This is a genomic window from Peterkaempfera griseoplana, assembly GCF_001418575.1.
In the GTDB taxonomy this organism is placed as follows: domain Bacteria; phylum Actinomycetota; class Actinomycetes; order Streptomycetales; family Streptomycetaceae; genus Peterkaempfera; species Peterkaempfera griseoplana.
The window spans coordinates 1-17,389 of record NZ_LIQR01000498.1 but is presented as its reverse complement, the minus strand read 5'-3'; the positions used below and the strand labels follow the sequence as shown (position 1 = coordinate 17,389).

Genomic DNA, 17,389 nt, shown 5'->3' with positions numbered 1-17,389 from the left:
CTCGGCCTTCTCCAGGGCGGAGGCGGTGCGCAGCGAGGCGTAGAAGTCGGCGCCCTCGGTGAGGTGGACGCGGCGGCGGATGCCGGCGGTGTCGACGAACTTCCAGGTCTTGCCGCCGAGTTCGATCAGCTCGTCGACCGGGTCGCGGGTGGTGCCGGCGACCTCGTTGACGACCACCCGCTCCTCGCCGGCGACCTTGTTGAGCAGGCTGGACTTGCCCACGTTGGGGCGGCCCAGCAGGGCGACCCGGCGGGGGCCGCCGAGGGCCACCCCGAAGGTCTGCGGCGGGGCCTCGGGCAGGGCCGCCATGACCGCGTCCAGCAGGTCGCCGGAGCCGCGGCCGTGCAGCGCGGAGACGGGGAAGGGCTCGCCGAGGCCGAGCGACCACAGCATGGCGGCGTCGGCCTCGGTGGAGGGCCCGTCGACCTTGTTGGCGCAGAGCACCACGGGCTTGCCGGACCGGCGCAGCAGCTTGACCAGGGCCTCGTCGGTGTCGGTGGGGCCGACGGTGGCGTCGACGACGAAGAGCACCGCGTCGGCGGTCTCGATGCCGAACTCGGCCTGGGCGGCCACGGCGGCGTCGATGCCGAGGACGTCGGTCTCCCAGCCGCCGGTGTCGACCAGCTTGAAGCGGCGGCCGTTCCAGGTGGCCTCGTAGGAGACCCGGTCGCGGGTGACGCCGGGGCGGTCCTCGACGACCGCCTCGCGGCGGCCGATGATCCGGTTCACCAGGGTCGACTTGCCGACGTTGGGGCGGCCGACGACGGCGAGCACCGGGAGCGGGCCGTGGCCGGCCGCGGCGAGGTCGCTCTCCACGTCCTCCGCGTCGAAGCCCTCCTCGGCGGCCAGCTCCATGAACTCGGCGTACTCCGCCGCGTCCAGCTCACCGTGCTCGAAGGCGCCCGCCTCCGAAGCGGCGGTGTTCTCGTTGCTCATTCCAGTTGCCGTCTTTCGTCCATCGGTCCGGCCCGGGGGCCGAAGGGTGCGCTCCGCGGGTGTCGCGGGGCGCGGAAGTCTTCAGGTCAGCGGCCGGTGAGCTCCCGCGCCTGCGCGAGATGCCCGGCCAGCCGGGTCCGCAGCCGCTCGGAGGCCTCCGCCATGGCCTTGCGGGTCCGCAGCCGGGAACCCTGGCCGAGGTCGTACGGGTCGCCGAAGACCACGTCGATCCGGCCGCGCAGCGGCGGCAGTGCGCCGACGGTGCGGCCGCGGTCGCCGGTGCCGAAGACGGCCACCGGGACCACCGGCGCGCCCGACCGCAGGGCCAGGTACGCCAGGCCGCCCTGCACCTGGGAGAAGTCGGCGTCGCCGCGGGTGCCCTCGGGGAAGACGCCCAGGACTCCGCCGTCCTTCAGCACCTCCAGCGCGGTGCCGATGGCGGTGCGGTCGGCGCTGCTGCGCCGCACCGGGATCTGGCCGACCCCGCGCAGCACGACGCCCACGGGGCCGCTGAACATCTCCTCCTTGACGAGGAAGTGCGTGGGGCGCGGGGACATTCCCATCAGCAGCGGGCCGTCGACCAGGTTCGCGTGGTTGGCGGCCAGGATCACCGGCCCTTCGGCCGGGACCCGCCAGGCGCCCAGCACCCTGACCCGCCAGCCGGCCCGTGCCAGCCCGATGCCGATCCGCCGGCCCACGGCCGCACCGCGCGCGGTGGGCCGCACGGGACCTGCGGCGGGCCCGGAGGGGACGGCCGGCGGCGCGGTGTCACGCGGGGTCACCAGGGAGTCGGCGCTGCTCACCCGGCGGCCACCGTGTGCGCGGAGCGGGCCTGCACCAGGTCGACGACGTGGTCTATGACCTGCTCCAGGGTCATGTCGCTGGTGTCGACGGCGGTGGCGTCGACGGCCCTGGTGAGCGGCGCGGTCTTGCGGGAGGAGTCGGCGGCGTCCCGGCGGCCGAGGTCGGCGGCCATGGCGGCGATGGTGGCCTCGTCGACGCCCTTGGCGCGCAGTTCGGCGGCGCGGCGGGCGGAGCGGGCCTCCTCCGAGGCGGTGAGGAAGATCTTGACGGTGGCGTCGGGGAACACCACGGTGCCCATGTCCCGGCCCTCGGCGACGATGCCCCGCTCGGCGGCGCGGGCGGAGGTGCGCTGCAGCTCCACCAGGCGGGCGCGGACCTCGGGCACCGCGGCGACCGCCGAGACCCGGGAGGTCACCTCGGGGCCGCGGATCGGCGCGGAGACGTCCTGGCCGTCGACGGTGATGGTGGGGCCGGCCGCGTCCGTACCGGAGACGATCACGGGCTTGGTGCAGGCGGTCGCCACCGCGTCGGCGTCGTCGACGTCGATCTCGTTGGACAGCATCCACCAGGTCATCGCCCGGTACATGGCACCGGTGTCCAGGAAGCTGAGGCCGAGGCGGGACGCCACGGCGCGGGAGACGGTGGACTTGCCCGAACCCGAAGGTCCGTCGATGGCCACGACGACCGGGGCGCTCGCTCGGCCGGCAGTTTCCACGGTGGACCTCTCTTCAGCGTGGTACGGGGATATCCCTCAAGGTTAGACGACCGCGGAGGGCCGCCGTACCGGGATCACGGTCAGTCCCGGACGCTCCAGCCTCGCTCACGCAGCGCGGTGACGAGTCCGGTCGCCGCGGAGGGGGCGACGGAGAGCTGCACCATGCCGGCCTGCTGGCCCGTGGAGTGCTCGATGGAGACGTCCTCGATGTTGACCCCGGCCAGTCCGGCGTCGCCGAAGAGCCTGGCCAGCTCGCCCGGCTGGTCGCCGATGACGACGACCACGGTGGTGTAGCGGGTGGGCGGCGCCCCGTGCTTGCCCGGGATTCTGGCCTGGCCCGCGTTGCCGCGGCGCATCACCTCGGTGATGCCCTCGGCGCCCTCGGCGCGCTTGTGCTCGTCGGCGGCCTCCAGCGAGCGCAGGGCGGCGACGGTCGCCCCCAGGTCGCCCGCGATCTCCTCCAGGATGTCGGCGACGGCACCCGCGTTGGCGCTGAGGATGTCCACCCACATCCCGGGGTCGGAGGCCGCGATCCTGGTGACGTCGCGGACGCCCTGCCCGGAGAGCCGCACCGCGGTCTCCTCGGCGTGCTCCAGGCGGGCCGCGACCAGCGAGGAGAGCAGCTGTGGGGTGTGGGAGACCAGGGCCACGGCGCGGTCGTGCGCGGCGGCGTCCATGACCACGGGGACCGCGCCGCACAGGGCGACCAGTTCCAGGGCCGCGTTGAGGGTGTCGGTGTCGGTGTCGGCGGTGGGGGTGAGCACCCAGGGGCGGCCCTCGAAGAGATCGGCGCGGCCCGCGAGCGGGCCGGAGACCTCGCGTCCGGCCATCGGGTGGCTGCCGATGTAGCGGGTGGTGTCCAGGCCGAGGGCCGCGATGTCGGCCCGGGGGCCGGACTTGACGCTGGCCACGTCGGTGTAGCAGCGGGCCAGGCCGCGCCGCTGGCAGTCCGCGAGCACCCGTCCCACCAGGGCGGGGGGCACCGCGATCACGGCCAGGTCCACGGCCTGCCCGGCGGGTTCCACGGTGCCGGCGCCCAGCGCGGCCGCGGTGCGGGCGGCGTCGGGGTCGGCGTCCTCGAGGTGGACGGTGATTCCGCGCGCCGACAGGGCGAGCGCGGCCGAGGTGCCGATCAGTCCGGTGCCGACGACGGCGGCTGTGCGCATGGCGGTGTACGTCCCTGGGAGGCGGTCGCGGGTCCTACGGGCCCCATTCTGCCCGTCCGGCGGGTGTGCCGGGCACGAGCGGCGGCCGGGCGGCTACGCAGGCCCGCCCGACCCTCCGGCTCACACCGCCCGGCATCCCGCTCCGGGCGGCTGGGCCAAGGCTAGTCAGCCCGTTCAGGATGCGGGACCCGGATTTCGAACGGCGAGACGATGGTTACGCGTTCGTGTCCCAGAGCTCACCGAAGGCCAGCAGTTCGTCCCGGTACTCCACCGCCCGCACCCACTCCGCGGGCCAGGCCGCGGCGCCGTGGTGGGCGCCCGCGAACGCCCCGGTGAGGCAGGCGACGGAGTCGGAGTCGCCGGAGGAGTACGCGGCCCGCCGCACGGCGGCCACGGGGTCGTCCGGCAGCATCAGGAAGCAGTACAGACCCGTGGCCAGGGCCTCCTCGGCGATCCAGCCCTCGCCGGTGGCCAGGCAGGGGTCGGCTTCGGGGTCGGCGGTGCGCAGTGCGGCCTCCAGCCGGTCCAGGACGTCCAGGCAGTCGTCCCAGCCGCGGGCGATGAACTCCTCGGCGGAGTGGTCCTGCGCATGTTCGGCGAGGTCGCCGAGCCAGTGGCGGTGGTACGTGGTGCGCCCGGCGCGCGCATGGGAGCGCAGCAGCGCAGGCAGCTCGCCCGGTGCGGCGCCCTGCGCGAGCAGGTGGACGGCGTGGGCGGTGAGGTCGCTGGCCGCCAGGGCGGTGGGGTGGCCGTGGGTGAGGGCGGACTGGAGCTGGGCGGCGCCCGAGCGCTCGTCGTCGGTCAGGCCGGGGACGAGTCCGAGCGGGGCCACCCGCATGTTGGCGCCGCAGCCCTTGGAGCCGACCTGGCTGGCGTCCTGCCAGCGGCGCTGCTCCTTGCTGAGCAGCCAGCAGGCCTTGAGGCAGGTCATCCCGGGGGCGCGGTTGTTCTCCGGGGAGCGCCACCAGTCGACGAACTCCTCACGGACGGGGGCGGCCAGCCGGGACGGGGTGAGCCGGCCTCGTCCGAGGGCGGTGCGCAGGCCGCGGGCGAGCGCCAGGGTCATCTGGGTGTCGTCGGTGACGCGGGCGGGGCTGGGCAGCGGCATGGTGCGCCAGGGGCCGCACTTGGCCTCGATGGACGCCATGTCGTGGAACTCGGTGGGGAATCCCATCGCGTCGCCGAGGGCGAGCCCCAGCAGTGTTCCGGTGGCTGCCTGCTTCATCCGTCCCCCTCGTGGCCGGGTCCCAGGTCTACCGCACCGGTGACGTCCGGGGCCAACGGATTGCAGGGGCGGGTGCAGCGGGGCCGGGCTCCGGTAGAACTGGGGGATGATCCTGCACCTGGCTCCGCTGGACGACTGGCTAGAGGCTCCGGACCGCCCGTATGCGGCGGCCTCACTCGCCACCGAGGGCTTCATCCACTGCTCACCCGACGAACGGACGGCCCTGGCCGTGGCCAACGCCTTCTTCCAGGAGGTGCACGGCCCGCTGATGGTGCTGCTGATCGACGAGGACGTGCTGGACTCCGCGGTGCGCTGGGAGGCTCCCTCGGGGCCGCCTCCGGCGGGGGCGGCCGACGATGTGCTCTTTCCGCACATCTACGGGTCGGTCAACCGCGGTGCGGTGGTGGGGATGCTGGAGGTGCGGCGTGGCGCGGACGGCCGCTGGGCGTCGATGAGCGTCTGGAGCTGAGGGTCGCCCGCAGACGGGGCCGGCGGGAGGGGCCGGTCAGAGCCAGCCGCGTTCGCGGGCGGCCATGCCGGCCTGGAAGCGAGTGGTGGCGCCGAGTTCGCGCATCAGGCTCTGCAGGCGGCGCTGGGTGGTACGGGCGCTCCAGCCCAGTGCGCGGGCGATGGCCTCGTCGGTGAGTCCGGCGGCGAGCAGGCCGAGGAGGCGCCGGTGGTCCTCGCCGGGGCCGTCCGGTGCCGGGTCCTCCTCCATCGAGCCGTCGGGGGCGAAGCGCAGCGGGACCGCGCGCTCCCACTCGGCCTCGAAGAGGGTGGCCAGCGCCTCCAGCAGGGAGCTGGGGTAGACGACGTAGGCGGCGTCCAGGGCACGGTTGCCCGAGCTGATCGGGAGGATCGCCATCCGGTCGTCCGCCATGATCATCTTCATCGGGAGCACGACCCGCACCCGGGCCTCCTCGCCGTCGGCGCAGCCGATCGCGATGTCGTTCTCCAGCCGCCCGGGCCAGGAGACGGCCTCCCGGTCGTAGATGGTGCGGTAGCGGATCCCCTCGCGCATCAGGCGCCTGCCGCGCTCCAGGTTGGTGCCGGGCTCGCGGACGTACGGCGGGCGGTCGAACGCGCAGACCTGGCCCTTGGCGGTGTCCTGGAGGTGCTCGAAACGCTGGGCGATGGCGTCGCCCCCGGTCAGCACCTCCACCGAGCGCGCCGGATCGGTGTAGCGGGAGGCGTCGCGGAAGGCGTCCATCAGGCGGTGCATCTCGGCGCGGGCGCTGCGCAGTTCCTCCTCGCGGCGGCCGATCAGGGTCCCTATGGCGACGTCGGGCGCGACCGCGAGGTAGTGGTTGCGGTTGTCGGGGGCCCGGGTGGCCATGCCGCGTTCGGCGAGGGTGGCCAGCGCGGCGCGGGTCTGCTGCTCGGTGAGGCCGCAGCGGGCGGCGAGGGCGGTGGCGTCCGACTGCGGGGCGGTGACCAGGGCGGCGTAGACCTGGCTGTCCGGTTCGGGCAGGCCCAGTGTGTCGAACATCCCGTCCCTCCATCACCCGGCGTGGTTGTGCGGATTCACGCGACGACCAGGATATTCGGTCGAACGCCTGCCGACGCAGTGAGCCCCGGCTCCCGTGCCCGGGAGACGGGGCTCGACCGGTCGGTGCCTCAGAGGCCGACCTCGCGCATCAGCTGCCCCACCTCGGGGTTGGTGAGGCGGCGCAGCCAGCCGGACTTCTGGTCGCCGAGGGCGATCGGCCCGAACCGGGTGCGCACCAGGCGCTCCACCGGGAAGCCCGCCTCGGCGAGCATCCGCCGCACGATGTGCTTGCGGCCCTCGTGCAGGCTGACCTCGACCAGGTAGTTCTTGCCGGTGTTCTCCACCACCCGGAAGCTGTCGGCGCGGGCGAAGCCGTCCTCCAGCTCGACGCCCTCCTTGAGCCGCTTGCCGAGGTCCCTCGGGATGGGGCCGATGATGGCGGCGAGGTAGGTCTTGGCGACGCCGTAGCGGGGGTGGGTGAGGCGGTGGGCCAGCTCTCCGTGGTTGGTGAGCAGGATGATGCCCTCGGTCTCGGTGTCCAGGCGTCCCACGTGGAAGAGGCGGGTCTCCCGGTTGGTGACGTAGTCGCCCAGGCACTGGCGGCCGTCGGGGTCCTCCATGGTGGAGACCACGCCGGCGGGCTTGTTGAGGGCGAAGAACAGGTACGACTGGGTGGCGACGGTGAGGCCGTCCACCTTGATCTCGTCGTGCTCGGGGTCGACCCGCACGCCCTGCTCGCGGACGACCTTGCCGTTGACCTCGACCCGGCCCTGGTCGATCAGCTCCTCGCAGGCACGCCGGCTGCCCATGCCCGCGCGGGCGAGGACCTTCTGCAGCCGCTCGCCCTCGGGCTCGCCGAAGGTCTTGGGGACGATGACGCGGGGCTTGTCGTGGCGGGCGCGGACGGCGTCCTCCAGCTTGGCCTCCAGCTCGCGGGGGCGCGCCGGGCGCTGCTGCGGGGCGCGGCCGCGGCCGGCGCCCGGCCCCTTGCCGCCCTGACCGGCCTTGCCGCCCTGACCGCCCTGGCCACCCTGACCGCCCTGGCCCCTGCGGCCCGCGGCGGGTCCGCCACCGGGCCTGCCGCCTCCGTACTCGCCGTAGGTGCGCTCCTCGGGGCGCGGGGGCCGGCCGGAGCGCTGCTGGCGCTCGTCGCGCGAGTTGCCCGCGCCCCGGTAGTTGCTCCCCCGGTTGCCGCTCTGGCCGCCCTGGCCGCCCTGACCTCCGCGGCCGCCGGAGCCACCGCTCCTGCTGCCGTATCCTCCGCGGTTGCCGCCCTGGCCGCCGCTGTTCCTGCCGCTGCTACGCATTGAAAGTCCGTTGTCGATTCCGTCGTCGGCCGAGCTGCATATCGGTGTCACATGGTGCTGGCGGTGTCACTACCGTCCCGTGCGGCGGCCACCGCCTCGGCGATCGCGGAGCCCTCCAGCGACTCCGCTTCCACGTCGTCGACCTCGGGCAGGAAGGGCGCGAGCTCCGGCAGCTCGTCCAGGCCGCGCAGCCCCATCCGTTCCAGGAAGTAGTTGGTCGTCCGGTACAGGATGGCACCTGTCTCGGGTTCGGTTCCCGTCTCCTCCACCAGGCCCCGTTGTACCAGCGTACGCATCACGCCGTCGCAGTTCACACCGCGCACGGCGGAGACCCGGGACCGGGACACCGGCTGACGGTACGCGACAACCGCCAAGGTCTCCAGCGCGGCCTGGGTGAGGCGGGCCTGCTGGCCGTCCAGGACGAAGCGGTCGACGGCGGGGGCGCACTCGGCGCGGCTGTAGAAACGCCAGCCCCCGGCCACCAGCCGCAGGTCGAAGCCCCGGCCGGCGGCGGTGTACTCGGCGGACAGTTCGCGCAGCGCGGCGGCCACCTCACGGCGGGGGCGTTCCAGCACGGAGGCGAGGTGCGCCTCGGCGGCCGGTTCGTCCACGACCATCAGAACGGCCTCCAGGGCGGCCTTGAGCGGAACGGCCGCGAGTTCGTCCTCGGGCTCCTCCTCCTCGGGCTCCGGCGCGGCCTCGCTCTGCGCGCCGGGCGCGGGCGCGGGTCCGGGCGCGTGCGCGGGTCCGGGCGCCGGCACGGGCGCGGGCGCGGGTGCGGACGCCGCCGCGGGCGCCGGCACGGGCACCGGGGCCGGTCGGGGCGTCCGCTCGGCTGCCGCTTCGGGGGTCCGCGCCGGGGGCAGCGGCTCGGGCGCGGCCTGGTACGGGACCGGCTCCGGTTCCGGGCCGGGCCCCACCCCGGGGTCGGCCTCGGGCTCGGCCCAGGCCTCGGGCTCGGCCCAGGCCTCGGCTTCGGGCCAGGCCTCGGGCTCCGGCCCGGGCGCACCGAGGTCCTCCGCCGCCCGGACCCAGGACGGGCCGGCCTCCGGGTACGCCGACGGAAGCTGCTCGCCCGGCCGCGGTCTGCCCGGCATGCCCAGTGGCCGCCGCGCGGGCCGGGCCTCCGGGTGCTGCGGGCCGTCGCCCTCGTCGCGGGAGTGGTCACCGTTCATCGTCGGCCTCGGTTCCTTGTGCTGCTGCGTTCGCTGCGCCGCCGCGCCGTCCCCCGCTCCGGCCGCCGCCGTCCTCGTCCGGCTGGTCCGGCGGGCGGTCGAACTCGTCGGTGACCTCCACCTCGCGCCCCTCCTCGCCGATCCACACCACCTGCAGCTCCCCCAGCGCCTCGGGCTGGTCGAAGGCGAGCACCCGCTCCCGGTACAGCTCCAGCAGGGCCAGGAAGCGGGCGACCACGGTGAGGGTGTCGCCCGCGTCGGCCACCAGCGCCGTGAAGCTCGCCTCGCCCATCGCCCGCAGCAGTTCCACCACCAGCGCCGCCTGCTCCCGCACGCTCACCGGCGGGGTGTGGATGTGGTCGACGTAGACGGCGGGCTTGGGCTTGGGCGTCATCGCCTTGGCGGCGAGCCGGGCGAAGCGCTCCGGGCCGATGCTGATCACCACCTCGGGCAGCAGCTCGGCGTGGTGCGGCTCCAGGCCGACGGTACGCGGACGCTGCCGCTGCTCCGCCGCCCAGCGTTCGGCGAACAGCGCGGCGGCCTGCTTGTAGGCGCGGTACTGCAGCAGCCTGGCGAAGAGCAGGTCGCGGGCCTCCAGCAGGGCCAGGTCCTCCTCGTCCTCGATCTCCGCGGCGGGGAGCAGTCGGGCGGCCTTGAGGTCCAGCAGGGTCGCGGCGACGACCAGGAACTCGGTCGCCTGGTCGAGGTCCCAGTCGGGTCCCATGGCGCGGATGTGGGCGATGAACTCGTCGGTGACCTTGGACAGGGCGACCTCGGTGACGTCCAGCTTGTGCTTGGAGATCAGGCCCAGGAGCAGGTCGAAGGGGCCCTCGAAGTTCTCCAGTCGCACCCTGAAGCCGCTGCCTCCGGCGTCGGACGCGGCCTCCGGTCCACTGTCGGCCGTACCGCCCCCGGCGGCGCCCTCGGCCTGCTGCGGCAGGCTCCCCGGGGCGTCCGGCGGCGCCGCGCCGGCTTCGCCGTCCGGGCGGGGCGCGGTGTGCTGGGACACGTCGTGGTGGTCGGTGGTGGGCATCGCAGTCCATGGTGTTCCCTCCGCGGGTGCGGAGGTGCCCGGCGGCACCGACACGCGGGGCGCATGGCCCGGAGGGAGTCTCCCCGAGGAGCGTGCCGTCAGCGTCCGCGCAGACGGCGCACCAGGATACTTGCCTCGCCGCGCTGCTCCAGGTCGGCCAGCACCACGGCGACGGCCTCGCGGACGATCCTGCCGCGGTCGACGGCCAGTCCGTGCTCCCCGCGCAGCACCAGGCGGGCGTGCTCGAGGTCCATCAGCTCCTCGGCGGAGACATACACGGTGATCTTCTCGTCGTGCCGCTCCCGTCCGCTCGGCCGGCGGGCGGCGGCGCTGCGGGACTTGCGGCGCGCGGAGCCGTCGGAGCCGGGTGAGGACTGGGACGGTACGCCTGGGGTGCGGCCGCCCTGGCCGGGCGTGCCCTGGCCGAGGACCCGCCGTCCGGCCTGCGCGTCGACGCCCGCGGCGCTGCCGTGCTCCTCGGCCGTGTCGTCGTCCCCCGCGTGCCGGGGCCGCTCGGCGTACTGGCCGTCGTCCTCGGGCGGCCGCTGCTCGCCGCCTGCCGCGCCGCCCTGGGCGGTGCCCGCGCCCCGGGCGGCCTCCGACCGGGACGCGTCCTGCTGCCGGGCGAGGGACGGCGACAGCGCCATTCCCCCGGTCGTCCGGAACAGTTCGTCGGCCCCGGGGAGACTCACGCGGCGGGGCACCGGGCGAGCACCTCCCTGGCGAGCTGGCGGTAGGCGGCGGCGCCGACCGAGTTGGTGGCGTAGGTGGTGATCGGCTCACCGGCGACGGTGGTCTCCGGGAAGCGCACGGTACGGCCGATGACCGTGTGGAAGACGTGGTCGCCGAAGGCCTCGACGACCCGGGCGAGCACCTCGCGGCTGTGCACGGTGCGCGAGTCGTACATGGTGGCCAGGATGCCGTCGAGCCGCAGCTCGGGGTTGAGCCGCTCGCAGACCTTCTCGATGGTCTCGGTGAGCAGGGCGACTCCGCGCAGGGCGAAGAACTCGCACTCCAGCGGCACGATCACACTGTGCGCCGCGGTGAGGGCGTTGACGGTGAGCAGGCCGAGCGAGGGCTGGCAGTCGATGATGATGTAGTCGTAGTCGGGCAGCAGCGGCTTGAGGGCGCGGGCCAGCGCCGACTCCCGGGCCACCTCGCTGACCAGCTGCACCTCGGCGGCCGACAGGTCGATGTTGCTGGGCAGCAGGTCCATCCCGGGCACCGCGGTCTTCAGCAGCACCTCGTCGGCGGACATGCCACGGGTCATCAGCAGGTTGTAGACCGTGACGTCCAGTTCCATCGGGTTGACGCCGAGGCCCACCGAGAGGGCGCCCTGCGGGTCGAAGTCGACCAGCAGCACCCGGCGGCCGTACTCGGCGAGCGCCGCGCCCAGGTTGATGGTGGACGTGGTCTTGCCGACGCCGCCCTTCTGGTTGCACATCGCGATGATCTGCGCGGGTCCGTGCTCGCCCAGCGGCGCGGGGATGGGGAAGTACGGCAGCGGACGGCCGGTGGGGCCGACCCGCTCACGGCGCTGCCGGGCGGCGTCGGGCGCCAGCGTGGCGGCGTACTCGGGGTCGGGCTCGTACTCGGCGTCGGGGTCGTCGTAGGACCCGTAGGGGAACTCGGCGTAGGAGAGGCCGTGTTCGGGCAGGTCGCTGTCGCGGTCGGCAGCCAGACGTGCCTCGAAGGTACGGACGGCTACCGAGCCGACGGGCTGCAACCGGGTACCGGAGTCCTCACCCGGCAGACCGGCGGCGTGCTCCGCCAGTCCTGGCTGACCACCCCCGGGAGCAAATGTCGACTCATTCACAAGTCGTCTTACCTCCTTGGCGACCAGGACACTTCTTGATTGGTCAGCGTGAAGACAGAACAGAGAACGCCGACGGTTCGCGACTCTAGGCCGTTTCGGGCGTTCGCAGCAACACAATCCACGGTAGTCGGCACGATGTGTCGGGTATGCGCGCACCGCCTGTCAAGTGATGAACAGGGCTGTGACGGCAACCTTTCGCGGTGTCGCCAAAGCAGCAGGTCGGGTCATTTCGCCCCGAGGGTGAGGTAGCACACACATGTTGACGTGGCGACATATCAGGTCCGCAACCGCACCGCGGCCGCTCCGCGATCTCTCGACGAACGTCCGGCGAGCGCTCTCCGGCAACGCCCGAGGGGCGGGGCACCGCGGTGGTGCCCCGCCCCTCGGGAAGTGCCGTCCGACGTTCCGGCAGGGTTCCTGACGTGGCGTCGGAGAGCGCCCGGGCATCGACGTCCGGAGCCCGCACGGCGCCGGAGCCGATCCGGTACCGCGGCGGGTACGGCGCCGGAGCCGTTGCGTCGGCGTCAGAGCAGCACGGTGTCCAGGTCCGCGGCGTGCAGCCCGTGGGCCTCGGCGACCGGGCCGTAGATCACCTGGCCCTCGTGGACGTTGAGGCCCAGCGCGAGGGCGGCGTCCCGGCGGCAGGCGTCCTCCCAGCCGCGGTTGGCCAGCTCCACGATGTAGGGCAGCGTGGCGTTGGTGAGCGCGTAGGTGGAGGTGTTGGGCACCGCACCCGGCATGTTGGCGACGCAGTAGAACACCGAGTTGTGCACCCGGAAGGTCGGCTCGTCGTGGGTGGTGGGCCGGGAGTCCTCGAAGCAGCCGCCCTGGTCGATGGCGATGTCCACCAGCACCGAACCCGGCTTCATCCGGGAGACCAGCTCGTTGGTGACGAGCTTGGGCGCCTTGGCGCCGGGGATCAGCACCGCGCCGATCACCAGGTCGGCGTCCAGCACCGCCTTCTCCAGCTCGAAGGCGTTGGAGGCGATGGTGCGGATGCGGTTGCCGAAGATGCGGTCGGCCTCCCGCAGCTTGTTGATGTCGCGGTCGAGCAGGGTGACGTTGTAGCCCATGCCCAGCGCGATGGTGGCCGCATGCCAGCCGGACACGCCGCCGCCGATCACCACGGCCTTGGCCGCCGCCACACCCGGGACACCGCCGGGCAGCACACCGCGGCCGCCGGCCGAGCGCATCAGGTGGTAGGAGCCGACCTGCGGGGCCAGCCGGCCCGCGACCTCGGACATCGGGGCGAGCAGCGGCAGCGCGCCGTTGGCGAGCTGCACGGTCTCATAGGCGATGGCGGTGGTGCCGGACTCCAGGAGGGCGTCGGTGCACTCGCGGGAGGCGGCCAGGTGGAGGTAGGTGAAGAGGATCTGGCCCTTGCGCAGCCGGTGGTACTCGGAGGCGATGGGCTCCTTCACCTTGAGCACCACGTCCGCGGCTGCCCAGACCTCGTCGGCGGTGTCGAGGATGGTTGCGCCCGCGGACACGTACTCCTCGTCGGGGATCGAGGAGCCGACGCCGGCGGCGTGCTCGATGACGACCTCGTGGCCGTTGCGGACCAGCTCATGCACGCCGGCGGGCGTGATGGCCACGCGGTACTCGTGGTTCTTGACCTCGCGGGGGATGCCGACCTTCACGGCTATACACGTCCCTTGCCCTGGGGGTCCCGACCGGCGGTACACCGGCGGGTGGTCGCATGGCGAGGCACATCGTTGTGCGGCAGCGCTACGCAACTGGAATCGAGTGTAATGAAGCCGAAGCGAAGCGCCAGCCTTACAAACCGACCAAATCTCTGGCGATCATTGGCACTTTCGTAGGCTTGTAGCGCAGACTCCCTTGCCAAGCAGGGCAAATCACTCCAAGGGTCCAATCATCCCAAGCCGGACAGTCGCGCCGTCGCCTGCTCCCGGTGCAGCCGCGCCCCCTCGGGGTCCCCCGCGAGCTCCAGGTTCCGCGCCACACCCTCCAGGGCGCGCACCTCCAGCCGGGGATCACCTCCGCGCCGGGCCGCGACCAGCGCCTCCCGGTGGGCCCGCAGCGCCTGCTCCGGCTGCCCGGCGCGCAGCAGCACGCGGGCCGTCTCCAGCAGCACCGCCACCTGGGCGGCGTCATCGCCGAGGCGGCGCAGCAGCAGCAGCGCCGCCCGGTACTCACGCACCGCCTCCTCGAACCGCAGCTGCCCCGCACGGGCCTCAGCCAACCGGGCGGTCAGCCGGGCCTCGGCGCGCTGCTCCCCGCGCGATCGCCGTACGGCGATCGCCCTGGCGTACCAGTCCGCGGAGCGCACCGGGTCCCCCAGGGCCCGGTGACTGCCCGCCACCGCCTCCAGCACCCTGGCCAGCGCGGGCTCGTCCCCGGCCGCCCTGGCGGGCGCCAGCGCTGCCCGGTAGTGCTCCAGGGCCCGGCTGTGCTCGCCCGCCGCGGCCAGCAGATCACCCAGGTTGATCCGGGCGGCCGCCTCCCGGGCGGGCGCCCCGGACCGCCCGGCGACCTCCAGCACCAGGTGGTGCAGCTCCAGCAGCACGGCGGGCGGGACCTCCCCGGCCGCGGGCAGGGTACGGACCAGCGCCGCCGCCAGCCTTCCGGCCTGGCCGTCCAGGTCGCCGGCGCGCACCGCGTCCCGGACGGCCCGGCGCAGCACCGGCTGCTCCAGGGCCAGCCAGTCGCGGGCCTGAGCGGCGGAGCGCAGCCGCAGCGGCCCCGGCAGCGGTTCGGGTGCCGGTACGCCGGGCTCCGGGGCCAGCAGGGCACGGGCCGAGTCGACCAGCCGGAGCAGGCGTTCCAGCAGCCTGGCCCGGGCCAGCTGGATCTCCGCGGGGCGTTCGCCGTCCGGCAGCAGCCCGGCCACCAGGGGGTGCAGCCAGTCCGGCAGGCGGTAGCGGGGGGTGCCGTCGGGGGCTGCGGGCTGCTCCTCCAGCAGCTGCTGTTCGGCCAGCATCCGCAGGATGTGCTCCGCGGAGTCGGCCGGGCAGCCGGCGAGGGCGGAGGCGGTACGGCGGTCGGCGGAGCCCAGCGGGGCCAGGGTGAGCAGCCGCAGCATCCGGGCGTGGGTGGGCGGCAGGCCCCGGTGGAGGAGCACGAAGGCGCGGTGCATCGGGTCCGTGGCGGACCTGGGCGGCGGCGTCTGCGCCTCCCTGGCCTGGGGCAGCGCCATCGGCGCGATCACCGCCCGTCCGGACCGGGTCGGACCACTGGGGCGTACGGATGCGCGCGGGGGCGCACCGCGGACGGTGTCCGCCGACCGATCGGACGGCGGGGAGGCGCCGCCCGTCCCGGTCTGCGGGGTGCCCTCCGCACCGGCCGGGCCTTCCGCACCAGCCGGGCCTCCGTCAGCGGCCGCCGGCGTGGACGTACTCCCCTGCCGCCCGGCCGGTCCTGCCGTGGGCCGTTGCCCGGCCGGGCCCGCATCCCCCGCCCCGGGCCCGTGCCCGGTGTCCCCGCGCGCACCGGCCCTGACCGCCTCCCAGAGCGAGAGCGCGTCTCTGTCGGCGGCCGTGGCGGGGGGCGGTGGGGACACCGGCTGCGGACGCCCGGACGGGCCGCCTCGGAACGCCTCCCACAGCGCCAGCAGATCGGAGTCCCCGGCTGCGCCGGCGCCCTGCGCCTCCGGCGTCCCGGGCGGGGCGTCCGGCCGCTCCCGCCGCCCGGCCGGCGCCTGCCCGGACGGCGGCTCTCCGGACGACTGCGACGACTGCGGCCCTGGGGACTGCTGCCCGATGGGCGCCGGCTCGGTGGCGAGCGCCTGGACGGCCTCCGGGACGGCGGCCCGCGGACGGGTGCGCAGCCAGCCCGAGGCGAGCCGCAGTGCGGCGGGGTGGCAGCCGCAGGCCTCGGCGAGTTCCGCGGCGCCCACCGGGTCGCAGACGATGCGGGTCTCCCCCACCAGTCCGGTGAGCAGGGCGACCGCGGCGGCGGGGTCCAGGCCGCCGAGGACGCAGGGGCGGGCGTCGGCGATCCCGGTGAGCGGACCCGCGGAGGTGGCCACCACCAGGCACCCGGCTTCGTCGGGCAGCAGCGGCCGCAACTGGGCGGCGTCCTGGACGTCGTCCAGGACCAGCAGCACCCGCCGTCCGGTGAGGGCGCGGCGCAGCGCCGCGCAGGCCGGGTCGGCGGCCGGGTCGGTCGAGGGGTCGGGGAGCCCGCCCCCCGCGGGCTGCCCGAGGGCGGCCAGCAGCCGGCGGGCGGCCGGCCCCGGCGGGGCGGGCTGCCCCTCGCAGCTGCCGAGACGGACGAAGAACTGCCCGTCCGGGTAGTCCGCGGCGGCGGTGCGGGCGAAGCGCACCGCGAGGGAGGTACGGCCGGAGCCGGGCCGTCCGGCGACCACCAGCACCCTGCAGTGCCCGGCAGCGGCCCCGGGAGCCGACCCGTCGGCCGCGCCGGGCCCGGGGATCTCCGCGCGCAGCGCCGCGAGTTCGGACCGCCTGCCGACGAAGGGGACGGGGTCGGGCGGCAGCGGGGCGGCGGCGCCGCAGGGCCCGCCGTCGGGCGGGCTCACCGGGTCGGTCGCCGTCTCAGCTGCCACGCACGCCACTCCTGACACTCCACCACCCAGCAGGCGCGGCGGCCTGCACAGCCCCTTGGGCGGAAGGGTAGTTCACCAGGACCGGCCGGCCGCGCCGCTGCGGTCCTACCACCCTATGGATCACCCATAGGGCGTCACGTCAGGGGGCGGCGAACGGCCGGGCCGGCCAGGCGGCGTCGGCGGGCCGCAGCGCGTCCAGCCCCCCGCCGCTGCGCGCGGCGTGCGCCGCGAGGGTCCCGGCGACCAGGGCCGGGTTGTGCAGCTCGCCGGCCAGGACCAGCCGCACCAGGTCGTCCAGCGGGGCCCGGGAGATCTCGATCTCGGTCTCCTCGCCCTCCGCCTGGTGGCGGTCGCCCTGCGCCTCGCCGAGGCCCCGGGCGAGGAAGATCCGCAGTGCCTCGTCGGAACCGCCGGGGGTGGTGTAGAAGTCCAGCAGCACCCGCCAGTCCTCGGCCTTGCAGTGGGCCTCCTCGTAGAGCTCCCGCTGGGCGGCGTGCAGCGGGTTCTCCCCGGGGACGTCCAGCAGTCCGGCCGGGATCTCCCAGAGCCGCTGCCGCACGGGGTGGCGGTACTGACGGATCAGCAGCACCCGGTCGGCGTCGTCGAGGGCCAGCACGGCCACCGACCCCGGGTGCAGCTGGTAGTCGCGTTTGGCGGTGGAGCCGTCGGGCATCCGCAGCTCGTCGGTCCGTACCCCGGTGACCTTGCCGCGGAAGGGGACGGTGGTGGAGAGCACCGGCCACTCCTCGGCCCGGTCGCGGATGTCGGGTGCACTGCCTGCCATCGGGTGAGCCACCTCTCGTCGTCCGGCCGCGGCGTCCAGCCCCCGGCCGTGCCTTCGCAACCCGTACCGCACCAACCTACGCGACGGCGGCCGTGCAAGATCGCACGGCCGCCGTCGCGGGGGTCTCACTGCTGCCGCTGCTCCTGCTGCCGGACGATGGCGGCGGCGACCAGGCCCGCGAAGAGCGGGTGCGGGCGGGTCGGGCGGGACTTCAGCTCGGGGTGCGCCTGGGTGGCGACCAGGTACGGGTGCACCTCGCGCGGGTACTCGACGTACTCCACCAGGTCGCCCTTGGGCGAAAGGCCGGAGAAGACCAGACCGGTCTTCTCCAGGTCGGCGCGGTAGGCGTTGTTGACCTCGTAGCGGTGGCGGTGGCGCTCCTCGACGTACTGCTAACCGCCGTAGACCTCACGG

The 17,389-nt window shown here is 74.6% G+C and carries 15 protein-coding genes and 1 pseudogene; 1 reads left to right on the top strand and 15 read right to left on the bottom strand.

The genetic code is table 11. From position 1 onward, the window contains the following. From der to AOK09_RS30980, 5 genes are all read right to left on the bottom strand, one after another. A partial coding sequence (gene der / locus AOK09_RS31000; protein WP_063796127.1) for a ribosome biogenesis GTPase Der occupies window positions 1–936 on the bottom strand: 936 nt, incomplete at its 3' end. An 86-nt stretch (window positions 937–1,022) separates the two neighbouring features. After that, complete coding sequence (locus AOK09_RS30995) at window positions 1,023–1,661, bottom strand: lysophospholipid acyltransferase family protein (RefSeq protein WP_055590554.1); 639 nt, start codon at window positions 1,659–1,661, stop codon at window positions 1,023–1,025. 74 nt (window positions 1,662–1,735) lie between these two features. Next, window positions 1,736–2,455 (bottom strand): (d)CMP kinase, encoded by a 720-nt coding sequence (cmk, locus tag AOK09_RS30990; RefSeq protein ID WP_055590552.1) that lies wholly within the window; start codon window positions 2,453–2,455, stop codon window positions 1,736–1,738. 80 nt (window positions 2,456–2,535) lie between these two features. After that, complete coding sequence (locus AOK09_RS30985) at window positions 2,536–3,621, bottom strand: prephenate dehydrogenase (RefSeq protein ID WP_055590551.1); 1,086 nt, start codon at window positions 3,619–3,621, stop codon at window positions 2,536–2,538. A 214-nt stretch (window positions 3,622–3,835) separates the two neighbouring features. Further along, a complete protein-coding gene (locus AOK09_RS30980; RefSeq protein ID WP_055590550.1) occupies window positions 3,836–4,846 on the bottom strand; it encodes an ADP-ribosylglycohydrolase family protein in 1,011 nt (336 codons plus the stop codon). 106 nt (window positions 4,847–4,952) lie between these two features. On the opposite strand from AOK09_RS30980, the gene AOK09_RS30975 reads away from it, so the two are divergent. Then, window positions 4,953–5,315, top strand: coding sequence for a DUF952 domain-containing protein (locus tag AOK09_RS30975; protein ID WP_055590549.1), 363 nt, complete (start codon window positions 4,953–4,955; stop codon window positions 5,313–5,315). Between the two features lie 36 nt (window positions 5,316–5,351). Here the strand turns inward: AOK09_RS30975 and AOK09_RS30970 are convergent, their stop codons facing one another. From AOK09_RS30970 to AOK09_RS38460, 10 genes and pseudogenes are all read right to left on the bottom strand, one after another. Further along, complete coding sequence (locus tag AOK09_RS30970) at window positions 5,352–6,335, bottom strand: helix-turn-helix domain-containing protein (protein WP_055590548.1); 984 nt, start codon at window positions 6,333–6,335, stop codon at window positions 5,352–5,354. Window positions 6,336–6,463: 128 nt separating this feature from the next. Beyond that, window positions 6,464–7,642, bottom strand: a complete 1,179-nt coding sequence (locus AOK09_RS30965; RefSeq protein WP_055590547.1) for a pseudouridine synthase — start codon at window positions 7,640–7,642, stop codon at window positions 6,464–6,466. A gap of 47 nt (window positions 7,643–7,689) precedes the next feature. Then, on the bottom strand, window positions 7,690–8,274 hold the full coding sequence (gene scpB, locus AOK09_RS30960) for an SMC-Scp complex subunit ScpB (RefSeq protein WP_407675449.1): 585 nt from the start codon (window positions 8,272–8,274) through the stop codon (window positions 7,690–7,692). 532 nt (window positions 8,275–8,806) lie between these two features. Beyond that, window positions 8,807–9,952: a segregation and condensation protein A gene (locus tag AOK09_RS30955; protein WP_407675448.1), complete on the bottom strand. Its 1,146-nt coding sequence runs from the start codon at window positions 9,950–9,952 to the stop codon at window positions 8,807–8,809. Then, window positions 9,949–10,554 carry a hypothetical protein gene (locus tag AOK09_RS30950; protein ID WP_055590546.1) on the bottom strand — a complete coding sequence of 202 codons (606 nt, stop codon included), beginning with the start codon at window positions 10,552–10,554 and terminating at the stop codon, window positions 9,949–9,951. Before AOK09_RS30950 ends, AOK09_RS30955 begins: the two co-directional genes overlap by 4 nt. Beyond that, the gene (locus AOK09_RS30945) at window positions 10,539–11,666 is read right to left on the bottom strand and encodes a ParA family protein (RefSeq protein ID WP_079063572.1); all 1,128 of its coding nucleotides are present in this window, start codon (window positions 11,664–11,666) and stop codon (window positions 10,539–10,541) included. The genes AOK09_RS30950 and AOK09_RS30945 overlap by 16 nt, the downstream gene beginning before the upstream one ends. Before the next feature lie 524 nt (window positions 11,667–12,190). Then, window positions 12,191–13,306 (bottom strand): alanine dehydrogenase, encoded by a 1,116-nt coding sequence (gene ald / locus AOK09_RS30940; protein WP_055590544.1) that lies wholly within the window; start codon window positions 13,304–13,306, stop codon window positions 12,191–12,193. 233 nt (window positions 13,307–13,539) lie between these two features. Then, the gene (locus AOK09_RS40535) at window positions 13,540–16,191 is read right to left on the bottom strand and encodes a tetratricopeptide repeat protein (protein WP_055590543.1); all 2,652 of its coding nucleotides are present in this window, start codon (window positions 16,189–16,191) and stop codon (window positions 13,540–13,542) included. A gap of 139 nt (window positions 16,192–16,330) precedes the next feature. Then, window positions 16,331–16,975 (bottom strand): NUDIX domain-containing protein, encoded by a 645-nt coding sequence (locus tag AOK09_RS30930; protein ID WP_055590542.1) that lies wholly within the window; start codon window positions 16,973–16,975, stop codon window positions 16,331–16,333. Between the two features lie 125 nt (window positions 16,976–17,100). Then, a pseudogene (locus tag AOK09_RS38460) lies at window positions 17,101–17,389 on the bottom strand (glutamine amidotransferase-related protein); the annotation flags it as partial.